At 34.3% G+C, this 17,097-nt stretch carries 17 protein-coding genes; 8 read left to right on the top strand and 9 right to left on the bottom strand.

Features of this window, described 5'->3' with window-relative positions:
* Nucleotides 1-157: 157 nt before the first annotated feature.
* From gyrA to ACFOUY_RS15520, 5 genes are all read left to right on the top strand, one after another.
* The gene (gene gyrA, locus ACFOUY_RS15540) at nucleotides 158-2,749 is read left to right on the top strand and encodes a DNA gyrase subunit A (protein ID WP_378961929.1); all 2,592 of its coding nucleotides are present in this window, start codon (nucleotides 158-160) and stop codon (nucleotides 2,747-2,749) included.
* Nucleotides 2,750-2,779: 30 nt separating this feature from the next.
* Nucleotides 2,780-3,868, top strand: a complete 1,089-nt coding sequence (locus ACFOUY_RS15535; protein WP_378961927.1) for a tetratricopeptide repeat protein — start codon at nucleotides 2,780-2,782, stop codon at nucleotides 3,866-3,868.
* Between the two features lie 48 nt (nucleotides 3,869-3,916).
* Nucleotides 3,917-5,098, top strand: coding sequence for a tetratricopeptide repeat protein (locus tag ACFOUY_RS15530; RefSeq protein ID WP_378961925.1), 1,182 nt, complete (start codon nucleotides 3,917-3,919; stop codon nucleotides 5,096-5,098).
* A gap of 133 nt (nucleotides 5,099-5,231) precedes the next feature.
* On the top strand, nucleotides 5,232-5,921 hold the full coding sequence (locus ACFOUY_RS15525) for a GNAT family N-acetyltransferase (protein ID WP_378961924.1): 690 nt from the start codon (nucleotides 5,232-5,234) through the stop codon (nucleotides 5,919-5,921).
* Between the two features lie 53 nt (nucleotides 5,922-5,974).
* Nucleotides 5,975-6,673, top strand: a complete 699-nt coding sequence (locus tag ACFOUY_RS15520; RefSeq protein WP_378961922.1) for an endonuclease V — start codon at nucleotides 5,975-5,977, stop codon at nucleotides 6,671-6,673.
* On the opposite strand, the gene hemF is transcribed toward ACFOUY_RS15520, so the two are convergent.
* From hemF to ACFOUY_RS15500, 4 genes are all read right to left on the bottom strand, one after another.
* On the bottom strand, nucleotides 6,670-7,563 hold the full coding sequence (gene hemF, locus ACFOUY_RS15515) for an oxygen-dependent coproporphyrinogen oxidase (protein WP_378961921.1): 894 nt from the start codon (nucleotides 7,561-7,563) through the stop codon (nucleotides 6,670-6,672). The two genes, ACFOUY_RS15520 and hemF, sit on opposite strands and share 4 nt — an antisense overlap.
* Nucleotides 7,564-7,826: 263 nt before the next feature.
* Nucleotides 7,827-9,056 (bottom strand): MFS transporter, encoded by a 1,230-nt coding sequence (locus tag ACFOUY_RS15510; RefSeq protein ID WP_378961918.1) that lies wholly within the window; start codon nucleotides 9,054-9,056, stop codon nucleotides 7,827-7,829.
* A 101-nt stretch (nucleotides 9,057-9,157) separates the two neighbouring features.
* A complete protein-coding gene (locus ACFOUY_RS15505; RefSeq protein ID WP_378961916.1) occupies nucleotides 9,158-9,373 on the bottom strand; it encodes a coproporphyrinogen III oxidase in 216 nt (71 codons plus the stop codon).
* A gap of 117 nt (nucleotides 9,374-9,490) precedes the next feature.
* Complete coding sequence (locus ACFOUY_RS15500) at nucleotides 9,491-9,799, bottom strand: phosphoribosylpyrophosphate synthetase (RefSeq protein WP_378961915.1); 309 nt, start codon at nucleotides 9,797-9,799, stop codon at nucleotides 9,491-9,493.
* 80 nt (nucleotides 9,800-9,879) lie between these two features.
* Here ACFOUY_RS15500 and ACFOUY_RS15495 point away from each other — a divergent pair, with 80 nt between their 5' ends.
* The 3 genes from ACFOUY_RS15495 (at nucleotide 9,880) to ACFOUY_RS15485 (ending at nucleotide 12,481) form a co-directional block, all read left to right on the top strand.
* On the top strand, nucleotides 9,880-10,365 hold the full coding sequence (locus ACFOUY_RS15495) for a PaaI family thioesterase (RefSeq protein WP_378961913.1): 486 nt from the start codon (nucleotides 9,880-9,882) through the stop codon (nucleotides 10,363-10,365).
* A 10-nt stretch (nucleotides 10,366-10,375) separates the two neighbouring features.
* A complete protein-coding gene (locus ACFOUY_RS15490; protein ID WP_378961911.1) occupies nucleotides 10,376-11,005 on the top strand; it encodes an AlbA family DNA-binding domain-containing protein in 630 nt (209 codons plus the stop codon).
* A gap of 120 nt (nucleotides 11,006-11,125) precedes the next feature.
* Nucleotides 11,126-12,481 (top strand): MATE family efflux transporter, encoded by a 1,356-nt coding sequence (locus ACFOUY_RS15485; protein WP_378961909.1) that lies wholly within the window; start codon nucleotides 11,126-11,128, stop codon nucleotides 12,479-12,481.
* Here the strand turns inward: ACFOUY_RS15485 and ACFOUY_RS15480 are convergent, their stop codons facing one another.
* Genes ACFOUY_RS15480 through kynU form a run of 5 tightly spaced genes read right to left on the bottom strand, consistent with a single transcriptional unit; the run spans nucleotide 12,482 to nucleotide 17,044 of the window.
* Nucleotides 12,482-13,216 (bottom strand): hypothetical protein, encoded by a 735-nt coding sequence (locus ACFOUY_RS15480; RefSeq protein ID WP_378961907.1) that lies wholly within the window; start codon nucleotides 13,214-13,216, stop codon nucleotides 12,482-12,484.
* A gap of 38 nt (nucleotides 13,217-13,254) precedes the next feature.
* Nucleotides 13,255-13,938, bottom strand: a complete 684-nt coding sequence (locus tag ACFOUY_RS15475) for a pseudouridine synthase (protein WP_378961906.1) — start codon at nucleotides 13,936-13,938, stop codon at nucleotides 13,255-13,257.
* A 38-nt stretch (nucleotides 13,939-13,976) separates the two neighbouring features.
* On the bottom strand, nucleotides 13,977-14,879 hold the full coding sequence (locus ACFOUY_RS15470; protein ID WP_378961904.1) for a histone deacetylase family protein: 903 nt from the start codon (nucleotides 14,877-14,879) through the stop codon (nucleotides 13,977-13,979).
* A complete protein-coding gene (locus tag ACFOUY_RS15465) occupies nucleotides 14,879-15,739 on the bottom strand; it encodes a bestrophin family protein (protein ID WP_378961903.1) in 861 nt (286 codons plus the stop codon). Before ACFOUY_RS15465 ends, ACFOUY_RS15470 begins: the two co-directional genes overlap by 1 nt.
* Before the next feature lie 12 nt (nucleotides 15,740-15,751).
* The gene (gene kynU / locus ACFOUY_RS15460; protein WP_378961901.1) at nucleotides 15,752-17,044 is read right to left on the bottom strand and encodes a kynureninase; all 1,293 of its coding nucleotides are present in this window, start codon (nucleotides 17,042-17,044) and stop codon (nucleotides 15,752-15,754) included.
* Nucleotides 17,045-17,097: the final 53 nt, after the last annotated feature.

Raw genomic sequence — 17,097 nt, 5'->3', positions numbered from 1 at the left:
CCTCTAAAATCATACAAAAAAACTTTGCTATCTAAAAACCTTTATTTAGTGCCAAAACTTTTCCACAATGCCTTATTTCGGCATATTTTTGCTAAATTCGCAAGGTTATAATAATACCTTTTTGAAACATCGTTTTTGATAACGAGAATAATAATTTATGGCAGAAGATTTAGAAAATCAACAAAACGACAAAATCATCCAAATTAATATAGAGGAGCAGATGAAATCGGCCTACATTGACTATTCAATGTCGGTAATTGTATCAAGGGCTTTGCCTGACGTACGCGATGGATTGAAACCGGTTCACCGTCGTGTTTTATATGGTATGCTTGATCTTGGTGTAACCAGTAATAAACCACACAAAAAATCTGCCCGTATTGTGGGTGAGGTTTTAGGTAAGTATCACCCACATGGTGATGCATCAGTATATTTCACTATGGTTCGTATGGCTCAAGATTGGAGCTTACGTTACCCAATGGTAGACGGACAAGGAAACTTTGGCCACATCGACGGTGACTCGCCAGCTGCAATGCGTTATACGGAGGCACGTTTCTCTAAAATAGCAGAGGAAATGCTTGCCGATATCAATAAAGATACCGTAGATTTTCAGTTAAACTTTGATGATACCTTACAGGAACCAACAGTTTTACCAGCAAAAATCCCCAACCTTTTAGTAAACGGTTCAAGTGGTATTGCGGTAGGTATGGCCACCAACATGGCACCACATAACTTAACCGAATGTATTGATGGTATTGTGAACTACATCGATAACAGAGATATTACCATTGAGGAGTTAATGAAGTTTGTAAAAGCTCCGGATTTCCCTACAGGTGGTATTATTTATGGTTACACAGGTGTTAAAGAAGCTTTCGAAACTGGTCGCGGACGTATTGTTATGCGTGCTAAAGCAGAAATCGAAAGCATTAAAGACCGTGAAGTAATCATTGTTACAGAAATTCCTTATCAGGTTAATAAAGCCATGATGATTGAGCGTACTGCTGAATTAGTTGGTGAGAAAAAACTAGAAGGTATCTCTAATATTAAAGATGAGTCGAATAAAGATGGTATTCGTATTGTTTACGAAATTAAACGCGACGCAAATGCATCTATCGTTTTAAACAACTTATATAAGTACACGGCTTTACAAACGTCTTTCAGTGTAAATAATATTGCATTGGTAAAGGGTCGTCCACAAATGCTAAATCTAAAAGATTTAATTGTGCATTTTGTAGATCACCGCCATGATGTAGTTGTTCGTCGTACAAAATATGAATTGGCAGAAGCCGAAAAACGTGCACATATTTTAGAAGGTTATTTAATTGCTTTAGATCATTTAGATGAAGTAATAAAATTAATTCGTGCATCAGAAACTCCAGAAGAAGCTCGTGTTGGCTTAATGGAGAAATTTGGTTTAAGCGACCTGCAAGCCCGTGCAATCCTGGATATGACATTACGTCGTTTAACAGGACTGGAGCGTGATAAGATTAAAGAAGAGTATGCTGAATTAATGAAAACCATCGAATATTTAAAATCTATTTTAGATGATGAGGGTTTGCGTATGCAGATTATCAAAGATGAATTAGCAGAAATTAAGCAGAAATTTGGTGATGAGCGTAGAACAACTATCGTTCATTCGGCTGAAGATATGAGCATGGAAGATTTCATTGATGATGAAGAAGTGGTTATCACAATCTCTCATGAGGGTTACGTAAAACGTACGCCAGCAACAGAATTTAGAGCGCAGGGTAGAGGTGGAAAAGGTTCAAAAGGCAGTACTTCAAGAAATGAAGATTTTATTGAGCACATGCTGGTTGCAACCAACCACAATTATATGTTATTCTTTACCGAGGCCGGAAGATGTTTCTGGTTAAGAGTTTACGAAATTCCGGAAGGTTCTCGTACCAGTAAAGGAAGGGCGATTCAAAACATTATCAATATCCCGAAAGACGAGAAGATTAAGGCTTACATTAAAGTCAAAAACCTTAAAGATCAAGAATATTTAGAGAACAACTTTATCATAATGTGTACTAAGAAAGGTACCATTAAGAAAACTTCTCTTGAAGCTTATTCTCGTCCACGTGTTAATGGTATTAATGCAATTAATATAAACGATGGAGATGTATTATTAGAAGCTTGCTTAACAAACGGTCAGAGCGAAATTGTTATGGCATTGCGTTCTGGTAGGGCAATTCGTTTCAATGAAAGTACCGTTCGTCCGATGGGTAGAACAGCTACTGGTGTACGCGGCGTAAGATTAGCACATGACCAAGATGAGGTTGTTGGCATGATTGCTGTAAACAATCCAGAGGTTACAGTGTTAGTAGTATCAGAAAAAGGATACGGGAAGCGTACAGATATTGAAGATTATCGTGTTACAAATCGTGGTGGTAAAGGTGTAAAAACAATTAATGTTACGGAAAAAACCGGACAATTAGTTTCGATTAAAGATGTTACAGATAGCGAAGATTTAATGATCATTAACCGTTCTGGTATAGTAATCAGAATCCCGGTTTCTGCATTAAGGGTTATGGGCCGTGCAACGCAGGGTGTTCGTTTAATATCTTTAAAAGGTGATGATGAAATTGCATCAGTTACTAAAATAGACCACGAAGAAGATGAAGAAGAAACAGTAGATTTAGCTGATGTTTTAGTTGTTGATGGTGAGGAATTAGAAGCCGACACAACTGCCGAAGCTGAGGAAACAGAAGAAGAAGGCGAATCTGACAACGAAAAGGAAGATGAAAATTAATCCATTAAATAAGAATAGAATAATAATTTTATGAAAAAAGTAGTTCTAAGTATAATTTTAGCAGGTGTGGTTAGCTTTACATTTGCTCAAAAAAGCGAAGTTGCTGATGCTAAAAAGGCATGGGGTATTTTCCAAATTACAGGTCAAGCGGCTTCAGTTCCATTGGCTAAAAAGTTAGAGTCATTATCGGCAGGATTAGCACATACTGATAAAGCTATTGCTGATGAAAAATCTAAAATTATGCCAGATGCGTGGTCATACCGTGCTTTATTCGCTTCATCTATTGCATTAATAGATACAGCTAGTGTACAAAATTCTGAAGCAAACTTGAAAATTGCTATGGATGCTGCAGCACAAGCTAAAACGATTGATACTAAAGGTGCAGAAAAGGAGAATATTGCTTTAGCTGAAACTAATATCGCTAATGCTGTTAGAAATGCAGGTGTTATTGCTTACAATAAAAAAGATTACAAAACAGCCTATACAAAATTTGTACAAGCTACAGTAATTAACCCAACTGATACTGCAATGTATTTAAATGCAGGTATCGCAGCTAGAAATATTGAAGATTATCCTGGTACAATTACGCAATTCAAAAAAGTTATTTCACTTAACTCTCCTCAATCTAAAGAATTATATTCTGAGTTAATTGGTATTGTTTTAACAAAACAAAAGGATACGGTCGCTGGCCTAGCGTTAATTAAAGAAGCTCAGGCCAAGTTTCCTGATGAAGCTGATTATATCAAGACAGAAACTCAAATCTACATTAATAAAGGTGATGCCGCTAAATCGGAGCAAATGTTAAATACTTTAGCTACTAAAGAACCAAATAATGCTACTTATCAACTTTTATTAGGTAATGTTTATTTTTCTCAGGCCTTAAAATTACAAGCAGATAGAAATAAAATTGATGCTAAAAAGGTTAAAGAATTTAATGAACTTACAACAAAAATGAATGGTTTGTTAGAAAAATCGGTACCATATTATAAAAAAGCATTAGATATTGATCCTAAAAATGAAGGCGCATTGGAAACACTAAAAACCATTTACGCGTTCAAAAACGATACAAAAAACTACGATGAAATTAAAAAACGTTTAGACGCGTTGCCTAAACAATAAATTGAATAACGAAAAAAAAAGCCCTGAAATTTCGGGGCTTTTTTTTTTATGTTTATTTTTACACCATCACCATTACTTTATCTTATGCAAAATTGCTCACGTTTTTTATTCGCTATCTTAATTACGCTATCATTTAACACCTTTGCTCAAAAGAGTCAAATGCTAATTGCCCGTAACTCGGTTGGTAAATTACAAGCATCTTTTGCTGGGAAAGAAGACCCTAAAAAACAGTTAACCATTATCTCCGAAGGTTTAAAATCTATAGAATCTGCAGAAAAAGATAACAAAACTAAAAACTGGGCAGAAACATGGGCAATTAAGTCATATTTGACTTCTTATGCGGCCATTATTGAAACAGATGCAACATCTTCTTTTAAATATTTTGACACTTCTGTTGTTGCAATTAGAAAAGCAAAGAGCCTCGATAAATATGAGGATCCTTCAGGTTTAATTAAAGCTTCTGAGCATAATATTTTAATTAAAAAGCAGGAGCGAGGTAATCTTGCTTATTTTAACAATGATTTTAAAGAAGCGCTTGATGACTTGAAAGAAGTTAGTGATAATTTTCCTTCTGATTCTACATTAGCATTAAACACAGCAATTTGCGCACAAAACGTACAAATGTATGATGAATCTTTAAAATATTTTAAGCGAGCGAAAGAAGATAGTATTAAAAATCCTGCTGTATTTCAAAAAATGGCACAATTATATGTAGCAAAATTTGATAATGAAAATGCGGTTAAAATACTCGAAGATGGGTTGTCTTTAAATCCTTATAATCATAATCTTACTAATGATTATATAAATTTATTACTTGATACCGAAAACTATAGCAAAGCCCAGGGTTTAATTGAAAATAACCTTAAGGTTGAAAAAGGGAATAAACTTTTATTTTTCTTGTACGGTTATCTACAGCAAGTTGGAGGCAATAATTCTACCGCTATATTAGCTTACAATAAAGCATTAAGTACTGATCAAAATTATTTTGATGCGTTATATCAGCTTGGATTAGCTTATATTAATACCGCTAATGATGCGTTGAAAAAACCAGAAGCAGATAAAATAGCTCAATATGGCTCTTTAATTAACAGAGCACAATTTGCGCTATTACGTGCAAATGAAATCAATCCAAATGATAAGCAAACCGTTCAGTTGCTAATTGAAATTTACACTCGTAAAAATGCACTAGATAAAGTGCAAGAACTCAAAAGACGATTACAAGAACTTTAGGATGTTATTCTTTAAAAGAATAGGGATTAAGTATTTCAACTTAACATAATGTTAATTATAGGACAAGATTAATGATTAATTCTTGCTTTTAGAATAAACATGTTGTTATATTTGAATAATTCTTTTAAAAATAATGAGTCATATACTTGATAATCCGATATACAATTCTCTAATTACTGCTCACCATAAATATTCTGCTGGTTCAGAAAATGTAAAGTTCTATAATAAAGAAATTGCATCGTTTGCAGGACTGAAAAATAATTCCATTAAAGACTTTGAAGAACTTTATAAAATTTCAGATGCTAATGATTTATTTATAGTTTTTTCTAAATTAAAAATCGAAATTCCAAAATCATGGAAATTGATTACCCGTATTGATATGTATCAACTGGTATATCAAAAAAATGAAATACCAGAATTTGATAATATTAGCTTGCGTGATTTGTGCGAAACGAATGTTACTGAAATGACAGATTTAGTAAATTTAACTAAACCTGGTCCATTTCGTATTCGAACTATAGATTTAGGTAACTACACAGGGATTTTCGAAGATGATAAATTAGTATCGATGGCTGGTCATCGGTTTAACCCCACTCCTTACACCGAAATTAGTGCCGTTTGTACACACCCTGATTATTTAGGTAAAGGTTATGCCTATATTCTTTTATGCGAACAGGTTAAACGAATTTTAAACAAATCGGAAATTCCTTTTTTGCACGTTAGAAGTGATAATATTGCAGCTGTAAAATTGTATCAGAAAGTTGGTTTTGAAATTAGAACGGAAATGATTGCCTACGTAATTTCAAAAGAATCCGATTTTTGAAAAGTTAGTATTAATTTCTACATACAATTATTGTTTTTCTTTGTTTAAGAATTATGTACGATAACTTTTCTTTTGAAGATGCTACAATATTACAGATAGAACTTGCGAAACAGCTAAAGTTTCGGGATTTAGATGATATTAAAACAATAGCTGGTGCTGATATTTCTTTTAATAAGAACAGCACAACAATGTACGCTGGGATTGTGATTTTAAATTATCCCGAAATGAATTTAAAGGCTTTTGCGTTAGAAACTTACGAAACATCATTTCCTTACAAAGCTGGTTTTTTAGGTTTTAAGGAAGTTCCTGCCTTACTAAAAGTTTGGGATTTGATTAATGCTAAACCAGATGTTGTAGTTTTGGATGGTAATGGGATTTTACATCCCAGAAGAATGGGTGTTGCATCTCACTTCGGGATTTTAGCAAATCAAGCTACAATTGGTTGTGCGAAAAGTATTCTTTACGGAGAAAATCATACCCCAGGAAATTCAAAATATAGCACAGCTGAAATTAAAAGCTATGGCGATTTATTAGGGTATGCTTTGCGAACAAAAATAAATTGTGCCCCGGTCTATGTTTCTGCTGGTCATTTAATTACTCAAGAACAAAGTATAAACATCATTAAGAAATGTATTGGGAATTATAGAATTCCGGAACCAACAAGAATGGCGCACGAAATTGTAAATGATTTTAGAACGGGTAAATTAAAGGCTGGTTTTCACTTAGTAGAACAGCCTTTAACGTTGTTTTAAATCCAATTAATGCCTTTTTTAAGCAATTGCAATGTTTTATGTTCTTCTGAACCAATTTCGGATTGAACATTATAGCCCCAATTTGCTTGCGGTGGTAAACTCATTAAAATAGATTCGATTCTGCCATTTGTTTCTAGTCCAAATTTTGTTCCAGAGTCGTAAACTAAATTAAATTCAACATATCGGCTACGACGTTGGTATTGCCATTCTTTTTGAAATTCTGTGAAATCTTTATCGCGGTTACGGTCTATTAATTCTGTATAAATTGGCAAAAAAGTTTGCCCAATTTTTGCGGAAAAATTAAGAATTTCTTCCCAGGATAAGTTTGTGTTTTCAGGTTTTAACCTATCATAAAAAATACCACCAATGCCACGAGTTTCTTCACGATGTTTGATATAGAAATAATCATCAGCATGTTTTTTGAATTTTGGATAGAAATCGATGTTAAATTCATCACAGGCATTTTTTAACTGATGATGAAAGAAACGAGCATCGTTTTCAAAAACATAATGTGGTGTTAAATCAATGCCGCCACCAAACCAACGGGTTTCTTCGTTTAATTCAAAGTAGCGAATATTCATGTGGATTATTGGAACCAAAGGATGGTTTGGATGAATTACGATAGAAACACCGGTTGCAAAAAAATCGTCTTCGCTAACATTGAAAGCTTTTTTTATTGCTTCTGGCAGTTTACCATAAACAGCAGAAAAATTTACACCGCCTTTTTCAATAATCGAACCCTTTTGCATAATTCGCGTACGGCCGCCTCCCCCACCGTTTCTTTCCCAAAGCTCTTCTTCGAATTTTCCTTTCCCGTCGGCAATTTCCAATCCTCTGCAAATTTCATCCTGTATTTGCTTATATCGCTCGGCAACTTCTTGTTTAAACATGGCTCTTCTTTATCTAACTGCTATGCAAATTTAATGGTATTAACATACCTATTCCCATTTATATTTATATAGTACATTTTATTGACAGTTTGACTTTTATGAGGTGGCTAAAAGCAGTATTGATTTAAATAAACCTGATAAAAATGGAAATACTTTTTGTTACAGGTATTAGACAAGTTTAAACTTACAGCAACAAAAAGATTGGAGTGTATGAGCAGGGCTTTCGGAGCCGATAGAAACAGAAAATTGCTTTTCAAACAATTTTATTCTTCCAGATAATCTAAATCTTTATTAAAACTTTCTTTTAATTGGCTTAAACCAAACATAGCTATAACCGTTAAAATAGCCATAACCAAATATCCAGCGGTAATTAAATTATATTTTTCTGCTAAAAACTCAAATAAAAATGTAATCGGAATTAATGCGCCACGTACAAAATTAGGTGCGGTTGTGGTTACAGTTGCCCTAATATTTGTACCAAATTGTTCTGAGGCGATGGTAACAAATGTTGCCCAATACCCTACAGAAAAGCCCATAAAAAGACAAATCCAAATAAATGAATTGCTATTAAGTCCGTAGCTGGTTAGATAAACAACTACACTAACAACAGATAGCAAATGAAATATAAAAACTGTTTTTCTTCTTGATTTTAACACCTGGGATAATAAACCGGTAGCCACATCGCCAATTGCAATACCAAAATAGGTAAACATAATACCTGTGCCTGCTTTTAATGGTTCTGTTGCGCCCAATGCTTTCCCAAATTCTGGCGCTAGGGTTACTAAAATACCAACAACAAACCACAATGGTATGCCAATTAATATGCAGTAAAGGTATTTTAAGAACCGTTTCTTATTATTAAAAAGCATAAAAATATTACCCTTTGAAACGTCGGTTGTAGCAGCTTGTTTAAACATACCCGATTCGAAAGTACCTACTCTGAGCAAAAGCAATACTAAACCCATTCCACCGCCAACAAAGTATGAAGTTTGCCAGGTAAATTTCGATGCAACTGTAGCAGCTACAGCAGCACCTAATAATCCAATTGCGCCAACTATCATGGTTCCGTAACCACGCTTTTCTTTATCCATGGTTTCGGCAACTAAGGTAATTCCAGCACCTAATTCTCCTGCTAAACCAATACCTGCAATAAAACGGATTATTGCATAACTATTAACAGTTGTAACAAAACCATTTGCAATATTGGCTAAAGAATAAAGTAAAATTGAGCCAAAAAGGACTTTTATTCTGCCAAGCTTATCGCCTAAAACACCCCAGAGTATTCCGCCGAGTAGTAAACCAAACATTTGAGAATTGATGATCAAAAAGCCATCATGTTGCATGTTTTCTGGAGAAACACCAATTTCGGTTAAGCTTTGAACACGTACAACGGAGAATAGAACAAGGTCATAAATATCTACAAAGTAGCCTAATGCAGCTACAATAACCAGAAAAATTACATTACGGTTGTTGCTTTTCGATTGGGAATCCATTTATTTATTTGGTTTAGTTGCTGAAAGTACAAATTAGTACAAATAAATAAAAGGGGTATAAACAAAAAAGCTTCCCGATTTTAAACCGGGAAGCTTTCTTGCTACATTTTAGGCATATTATTAGTGCTATCAGGCACTGTTTTTTTCATTGTATCTGGTGGAGTTGTCATTTTTTTTGTCGTATCCGCCATTGGTGTTGTTGTAGAATCCATCTTTGAACTGTCAGAAGAACTTGCCATGTTTTTAGATGAATTGCATGCTGATGTGGCTATCATTAATGAGCCAGCAAAAGCAAGACTTAAGATTATTTTTTTCATAGTTTTTTATTGTTATCTGTATTCTTAACAACCTTCTAATGATTTGGTTTTGTTTTTTTGTTTTTTGATACCGTCATTTTAACAAAACACATAGACAAACAGATAATTAACTAATATTTATTCATGATGAATTTTCAATTTATTTAATAATTCTGGAGATACATTTTCAGCATAAACACCGTAACCATCTACCAAAACACCTTTCAAATTTCCAACATTCGATGAAATTGCATATACGACGGAGCTATCTGCAGGGTCAGTCATTCCTTCAAAACGATAGATTTCTTCAATTTCAAATTCTTCTGGCATTAATATTAAATCAATCTCTTTACATTCTAAAGCTTCTGGTGTTAAATTGAAGTCTAGGTTGTAACCACGACTGTCTAAGTCGGCTAGAGCTGCTGTAATAGTATCGTAAACATGCATGATTCTAATTTACGAAAATATTATTAAAACATCATCTCCAAAACTTTAAAACGTGGCAAAACTTTCTGATATTAGTGAATATGATTATTTCTCAAAATACCCTTAAATGGGTGATGCGCCTTTACCCCCCTTTATTTTTTCAGCGCATTTGGGTTCAGAAATTTGAAGATGAATTTAGAAGCTGTACTGTTAAACTGAACAAAAGTTTTTTAAACAAAAACTATAATGGTTCTATTTTTGGTGGTACAATTTATGCAGCCACAGATCCATTTTATGCTTTATTATTTGATCAGCTAATGCAGCGCAGAGGTTTTAAAGTTCGAGTTTGGTTAAAAAGCGCATCTATACAATATTTAAAGCCTGGACGTTTTAACTTATATTTTACAATTCGTGTTACGGATGAGATGATTGCAGAGGCTGAAGTAGCATTGAAAACCGTTGGCAAGTTTGTTAAGGCTTACCCGATGGAAATTACAAATAAAGAAGGTGAACTTTGTGCAACTGTAATGAACGAAGTATATATCCGAAACTTGCATCAAGGAGAAGAATCAAGAGTTGCTTATTAACATGTAGATTATGCCGAGTATTAAAAGTTTGATTTTGCAGGGCGAAGGCGTTATGCTTGATTTCAAGAAAACGATTACCAATACCGAGAAAATTGCCAAAAGCCTTGTAGCTTTTGCAAATAATAAGGGCGGGAAATTACTAATTGGTGTTGCTGATGATGGCTCGATAAAGGGCGTGAAATCTGAAGAAGAAGAAAAATATATGATTTTGACTTCTGCAAATCAGTTTTGTAAACCTGCTATTGAGCCTTATTTTGAAGAAATTTATGTTGATGATAAACTTGTGCTTGTTGTTAATATTCCAGAAAGCGATACGAAACCACATTACGCTTTAGATGACCAGAAAAAATGGTGGGCTTACATCAGAATTGAGGATAAAAGTGTTTTAGCAAGTAAAATTATTGTAGAAGTTTTAAAGCAAGACCATAAAGATAATGGTGTGCTCTTCTCCTATTCTGATAACGAAAAAAAATTGCTCGAATATTTAGATGCAAATGATAAAGTAACCCTCAAAGAATTTAGTAAGCTATTGCGTTGCTCTTACCGCAAAGCTCAAAAAATATTAGTCAGTTTGATTTTAACTAACGTTATAAAATCTAATACTACAGAAAAGGAAGAATATTTTACTGCCGTAAAATAAATCTGAACCCATTAAAAGATGTTAATTGAGTAACTAGCCTTTGATGTCTATATCTCATTTAATGCTAAAATCGTTTTTCTTCCTATTTTTTGATTTTAAAAAGCCGAACTTTGCAAACTTATGTTTTCTAAAATTTACGCCAAATATAAACCTTACTATAAAGAAAATCTTCATCTGGCGCTGCCAATTGTAGGTTCTCAATTAGGCCATACCTTGGTTCATATGGCCGATAGTATCATCGTTGGTCATTTTACAGATACAGTTCAACTTGCAGCAGTTTCTTTAGTTAACAGTATTTTTATGCTTATCCTGGTAATTGGATTGGGTATTTCTTATGGAATTACTCCATTAATTGCGCAAGAGAATGGACGACAGAACTACGATGAATGTGGTAAACTCTTATCAACAAGTTTAATCATCAATATTTGCATTGGCATTATCCTCTATATTCTTGTTCATTTTGGTGTATTGCTCGTAATAGACCATTTAGACCAAACACCAGCTGTTGTAGGTTATGCTAAGCCTTATTTAAATTTACTTTCAATTTCGATTATTCCTTTACTAATATTCCAAACCTTTAAGCAGTTTGCCGAAGGCTTAGGTTTTACCAAACAGGCAATGTTTGTTTCTATTTGGGGAAATTCACTTAATGTAATTTTAGGCGTAATTTTCGTAAAAGGTATGTTTGGCATAAAATCAATGGGTGTTAGCGGTGTGGGCTTAAGCACTTTAATTGATAGAATTTTGATGGCAACCGTTATGTGTATTTACGTTTTGCGTTCTCAAAATTTTAAAAAATACCTCGTAAATTTTAAAGCAACTTTTATAGATAAAGCCAGAGCCTTGAAAATTATTAAAATTGGTGCACCAGTTGCTATGCAATATTCGTTTGAAATTAGTGCTTTTAGCGGTGCGGCTGTTTTAATTGGAACAATTGGTGCTGTTGAGCAGGCTGCACATCAAATTGCCATTAGCCTGGCTGCAATGACTTACATGATTGCCAGTGGCGTTGCATCTGCAGCAACAATTAAAACAGGTAATAACTTTGGGAAAAACAATTTTGATGATTTACGTAAATCGGCAATTGCAAGTTATCATGTTATTTTAGGTTTTATGGCAATAACAGCCATAATTTTTATCGCAGCTAATAATTTGCTGCCATTTATAATTACTGATGATTTAGCCGTTATTAAAATTGCTGCTCAATTACTCATTATAGCAGGTTTTTTCCAACTATTTGATGGAACGCAAGTTGTTGGTTTAGGTGTACTTCGTGGATTGGGAGATGTGAATATCCCAACTCTTATTACCTTTTTAGCTTATTGGGTTATCGGCATTCCAGTTGGATATATTCTTGGTTTTCAATTCGGGTTAGGCGTTAATGGAATATGGTATGGCTTAACGCTAGGATTATTAACAGCCTCCATCCTATTATTTCTGCGCTTTCAAAATAAAACGAAAGCGCTTAACGGATAATTATTTGCCGCCAACATTAACCACAACTCCAACTGTAAATATTGAGTTCCCTGCCGACATATATTTTCGGTTCTTTAAACCAATGTTGCTACTTGTTGTGTATTGAAGCTGAAAAGTTTTACTCAATGCCATTCGTGTAAAGAATATAGGTTCAAAAAATACATTATCTTCTTTAGGTTGAACTACACCGTTAATAAAGAACCTATCCATCGTAATATGACTAATTCTAAGCGCTGTTCCATAATTAATCGGAAAATCAGTTCCGAAAAGACGTAGATTATTTTTCTTTTTCGAACTATAATTTACCTGCAAAAATGATTTGCGATAATCAACTTCCTGCACTTCATTACTTATAAGGATATCGTCCTTATAATCTCTAAAAGTAATATCGCTCCAACCCTTTCCTACACCTGCATACACCTCAATAATTCTATTATTATCTGGTCCAAAAGTATCGAAGTAACCACCACCAATTTCAATCAGCTTATGACCAAAATCTTTACTTTTTCTTTCATTGTTCATTCTTGAACCACTAAAGAGCACACCAATATGGTCGGAAACAGCATAAGCGCCATTAATACTGGCATTTCCTTTTAGTGAAATATGTCCGCCCCCGCTAAATTCACCTTGCTTACTCAACATTGGTGTATTTGGAACGTTCGGCATATAAACTGAAGAACAACTGGCTGTAAAAAGCGCTAAAACGGGAATTGTGTAACGTAAGTATTTAATCATAGATGATTTATAAACAGATTTTGAAGGTAAAAATTGTGTTAGAGCTGAATATTCATAAAATCCATTACCCTTTTAAATTCATTCTGAAGTTCTGCCTTTAAATGAATTCGTTTTGAAGTAATTGGATGTGTGAAACTTAACTCGGACGCATGCAAAAGCATTGTTGTCATGTTCCATTGTTCTAAAAAAAACTTATTTTGTTTATTACAACCATGAGTTCTATCGCCAATAATTGGATGTAGAATATGACTGAAATGCCTGCGAAGCTGATGCATTCTTCCAGTTTTAGGAGTAGCCTCAATTAATGAATATCTAGATGTTGGATGCTTTCCAAAAGCGATAGGTACTTCTGCTCTTTGTAAAGTTTTAAAAGATGTAAATGCCTCTTGCAGGGTTCCGTTTTCTTTGGCGAGTGGGTAATCAATATCCATAGAGTCGGGTGCGAAGCCACGCAAAATAGCCAAATATTTTTTATCAGTTTCTGTGTTCATAAATTGCTGATGCATAGCAATTTCAGACTCTTTATCAAAAGCAAACAATAAGATTCCGCTTGTCTTTCTATCTAATCTATGCACCGGACTAACGTGCTTACCAACCTGGTCGCGAAGCATTTGTAAGGCAAACTCCTTAGCATCTCTCGCAATTGATGATTGATGAACCAATAAACCGTGTGGTTTGTTGATTGCAATTAGATTTTCATCCTGATAAATTATCTCCAACATATTGCCGCGAAGATAAGAATATTATTGGGGAAGAAAATCTAGGTAAATAAATCAAAAGCTAATCTATAGGTATTGCAATGTGCATCAACAATATCCTTTATGTCTGTCGAATAGCCACCACCCATGCTAATTTGCAGTGGTAAATTTTTAGCTTTACAAGCTTCTAGTACGATTTTATCTCTTTCTTTACAAGCTGCTTTACTTAAAGCTAGCTTACCCAATTTATCGGTAGAAAGTACATCCACTCCAGAAAGATAAAAGACAAAATCTGGTTGTGCTTTTTCAAAAGCTATTTTTAAATTCTTCTCTAAAAGTGATAAATATTCTAAATCTGCAACACCATCATCCAAAGGAATATCTAAATCAGAAAGTTCTTTTCTAAACGGAAAATTTTTATCGCCATGCATGGAGAATGTATAAACCCTTGATTCATTTTGAAAGATTTCAGCCGTTCCGTTTCCTTGGTGAACATCTAAATCGATAATTAATATGCGTTTAGCTAACTTTTTATATAATAGGTAGTTGGCTGTAATAGCTTGGTCGTTTAATATACAGAAACCTTCGTCCCAATTGCTACCAGAATGATGTGTTCCACCAGCTACGTTAAAAGCAACTCCAGTGGCTAATGCAAAATGTGCACCACCTATTGTTCCTTGTGTAATACGTAATTCTCTTTCTAGCAACTGAGTATTTAGTGGGAAGCCAATTCTTCTTTGCTCCTTTGCTGAAAGCGTTAAACCTTTTAGTTCTCTCCAATAATTCTTATCATGAGTTAGCAGAATAATTTCTTCATCTACTGGCTCGGGGTTAAATAAATTGCTTGGTTCTATAGTGCCTTCGTGTAGTAATTGCTCTGGTATTAGCTCATACTTTAACATTGGGAAGCGATGTCCTTCAGGTAATGGATGCGCATATAAAGGATGCCATGCAATTTTAATCATTAGTTTAAAATTTCCTCGACATGCTTTTCAATATTATCACAAATCTGGTCAACAGGTAAGTCGTTTGCATCTTCTCCAAATGGGTTTTCTATTTCTTCAGCTATAAGCTCTAAACTCGCTAGTACATAGAGTATAAAGGGAACAATTAATACCAGATAATAGCCTAAACTAAATACCCAGCCAATTGGTATGGTAAGTACATAAATAAAGATGAATTTTTTAATAAATGCGCTATAAGAAAATGGGATTGGTGTGTTTTTAATACGTTCGCAACCACCACAAATATCCGTAAACTGATTAACATCGTTTGTTAGAATAATTAATTGCTCCTGAGAAATTAAACCTCGCTCTAATAATTCGTAAAGCCTGGTAATCATACTACTAGCAATTTGATTCGGAATATGTTTACCAGCTTCAACTTCGATTAGGAAGCTATTCTTACCAAAATACTGTTTTTCCCGAAGGTGTTCTTTCAGTGCGAAAGCATACTTAGGAATTCCGTATTCAAAAAAACGCAAATCTTCTTCTGGTAACTTCAGCGCTTTAATTTTCATTGCAAAATTACGGCTAACATTTGTTAAGGCACCCAATAATTTGCGTCCATCCCACCATCTATCGTACGAGGTATTGGTTCTAAATACCAATAACATCGAAATCACAAAGCCAAGTAGGCTATGCATCATACCAATATTACTTACATAGTCGCTTTTAGAGAGCTTGAAGATGTTCAATTCTAAAAATGCAACAAGTGCAGAAAATATAGAAACACTTAACATTAAAGGCCATAGTTTGCGAATAGTATCAGCCTTGTGGACGTTAAAAATAAATGTAAACCAATCTTTAGGGTTATAATTAATCATTGATTTTTAATATTAAGTGTTAATAATTTTCCTGCTCACTTTTAAAAGTGATTGTCCCGTTAGATAAATATCTTCAAAGGAGTTGTAAAGCGGTATCGGACTTAAACGTATAACATCAGGTTCACGCCAGTCGCCAAGTATGTAATCTGCTACTAAGCCATCAAAAATTTCCTTTCCTTTTTCTTTTGCGATGATCGATAATTGAGCCCCACGGCCTTTAGAATCTTTTGGTGTGATTATTTTATATTGCTGAAAATTTAATTCTTTATTCACCTGATTTATAACAAATTCTAAATACCCTGTTAAAGCAATACTTTTGTTTCTAAGTGGCGTTATAAAACCTGCTTGCTCGAATATTTGCAGTGATGCATGGTATAAAGCCATTGGCATAACCTGCGTGCAACTGATTTGCCAACCGTCTGCCCCAACTTCTGGTATAAAACCTTTTTCCATTTTAAATCGCTTATTTTCCTGATAACCCCACCAGCCTGCAAAACGGTTAAGCTTGGTGTTTGAGAAATGCTTTTCGTGAACAAAAATCCCACTTACCCCTCCCGGACCAGAATTTTGATATTTATAGGAACACCAGCAAGCAAAATCTATACCCCAATCATGTAGTTTAACAGGAACATTACCTGCTGCGTGGGCTAAATCCCATCCAACTATGGCACCAATATCATGACCAGCTTTCGTAATCGTTTCCATATCATACCACTGACCTGTATAATAATTTATGCCACCAAACAAAACAAGTGCAATTTCCTCGCTGTTTTCTTTGATTCTAGCAACTATATCTTCAGTTCTTAATATTTCCTCACCTTCTCTAGGAAAAACTTCTATAATAGCTTCCTTTGGGTCAAAGCCGTGAAACCTAACCTGACTTTCTATTGCATATTGATCTGATGGAAAAGCACCACCTTCCATTATAATTTTGATTTTTTTGCCCTTTGGTTGATAGAAACTAACCATCAATAAATGAAGGTTCACAGTAAGCGTATTCATTGGGCAAACTTCAGCTGGCGAAGCCCCAACAATAGGCGCCATGAGTTTTTTTAGTTCTTTATGATAAAACATCCAAGGTTCCTCTCCTTCAAACCAGCCCTCTACTGCATGGTTAGCCCAGTTATCCAATTGCCGTTTTAAAACATCATTCGCAACTTTAGGTTGAAGCCCTAAAGAGTTACCACATAAGTATATAAAATTTTTATTATTATGATTTGGGAATAAAAATTGACCCCTGAAATCTTTTAGTATATCTGCTTCATCCTGTGCTTTGGCGAAGGCTAAATTATTTTCGAAATTCATTTTTCAATATTACAAAAAAAGCAGGTATTGTTTCCAATCCTGCTCAATTTGAA

The organism is Pedobacter jamesrossensis (genome assembly GCF_042650905.1).
GTDB classification, from domain to species: domain Bacteria; phylum Bacteroidota; class Bacteroidia; order Sphingobacteriales; family Sphingobacteriaceae; genus Pedobacter; species Pedobacter jamesrossensis.
This window is presented reverse-complemented; position numbering and strand designations above follow the sequence as displayed.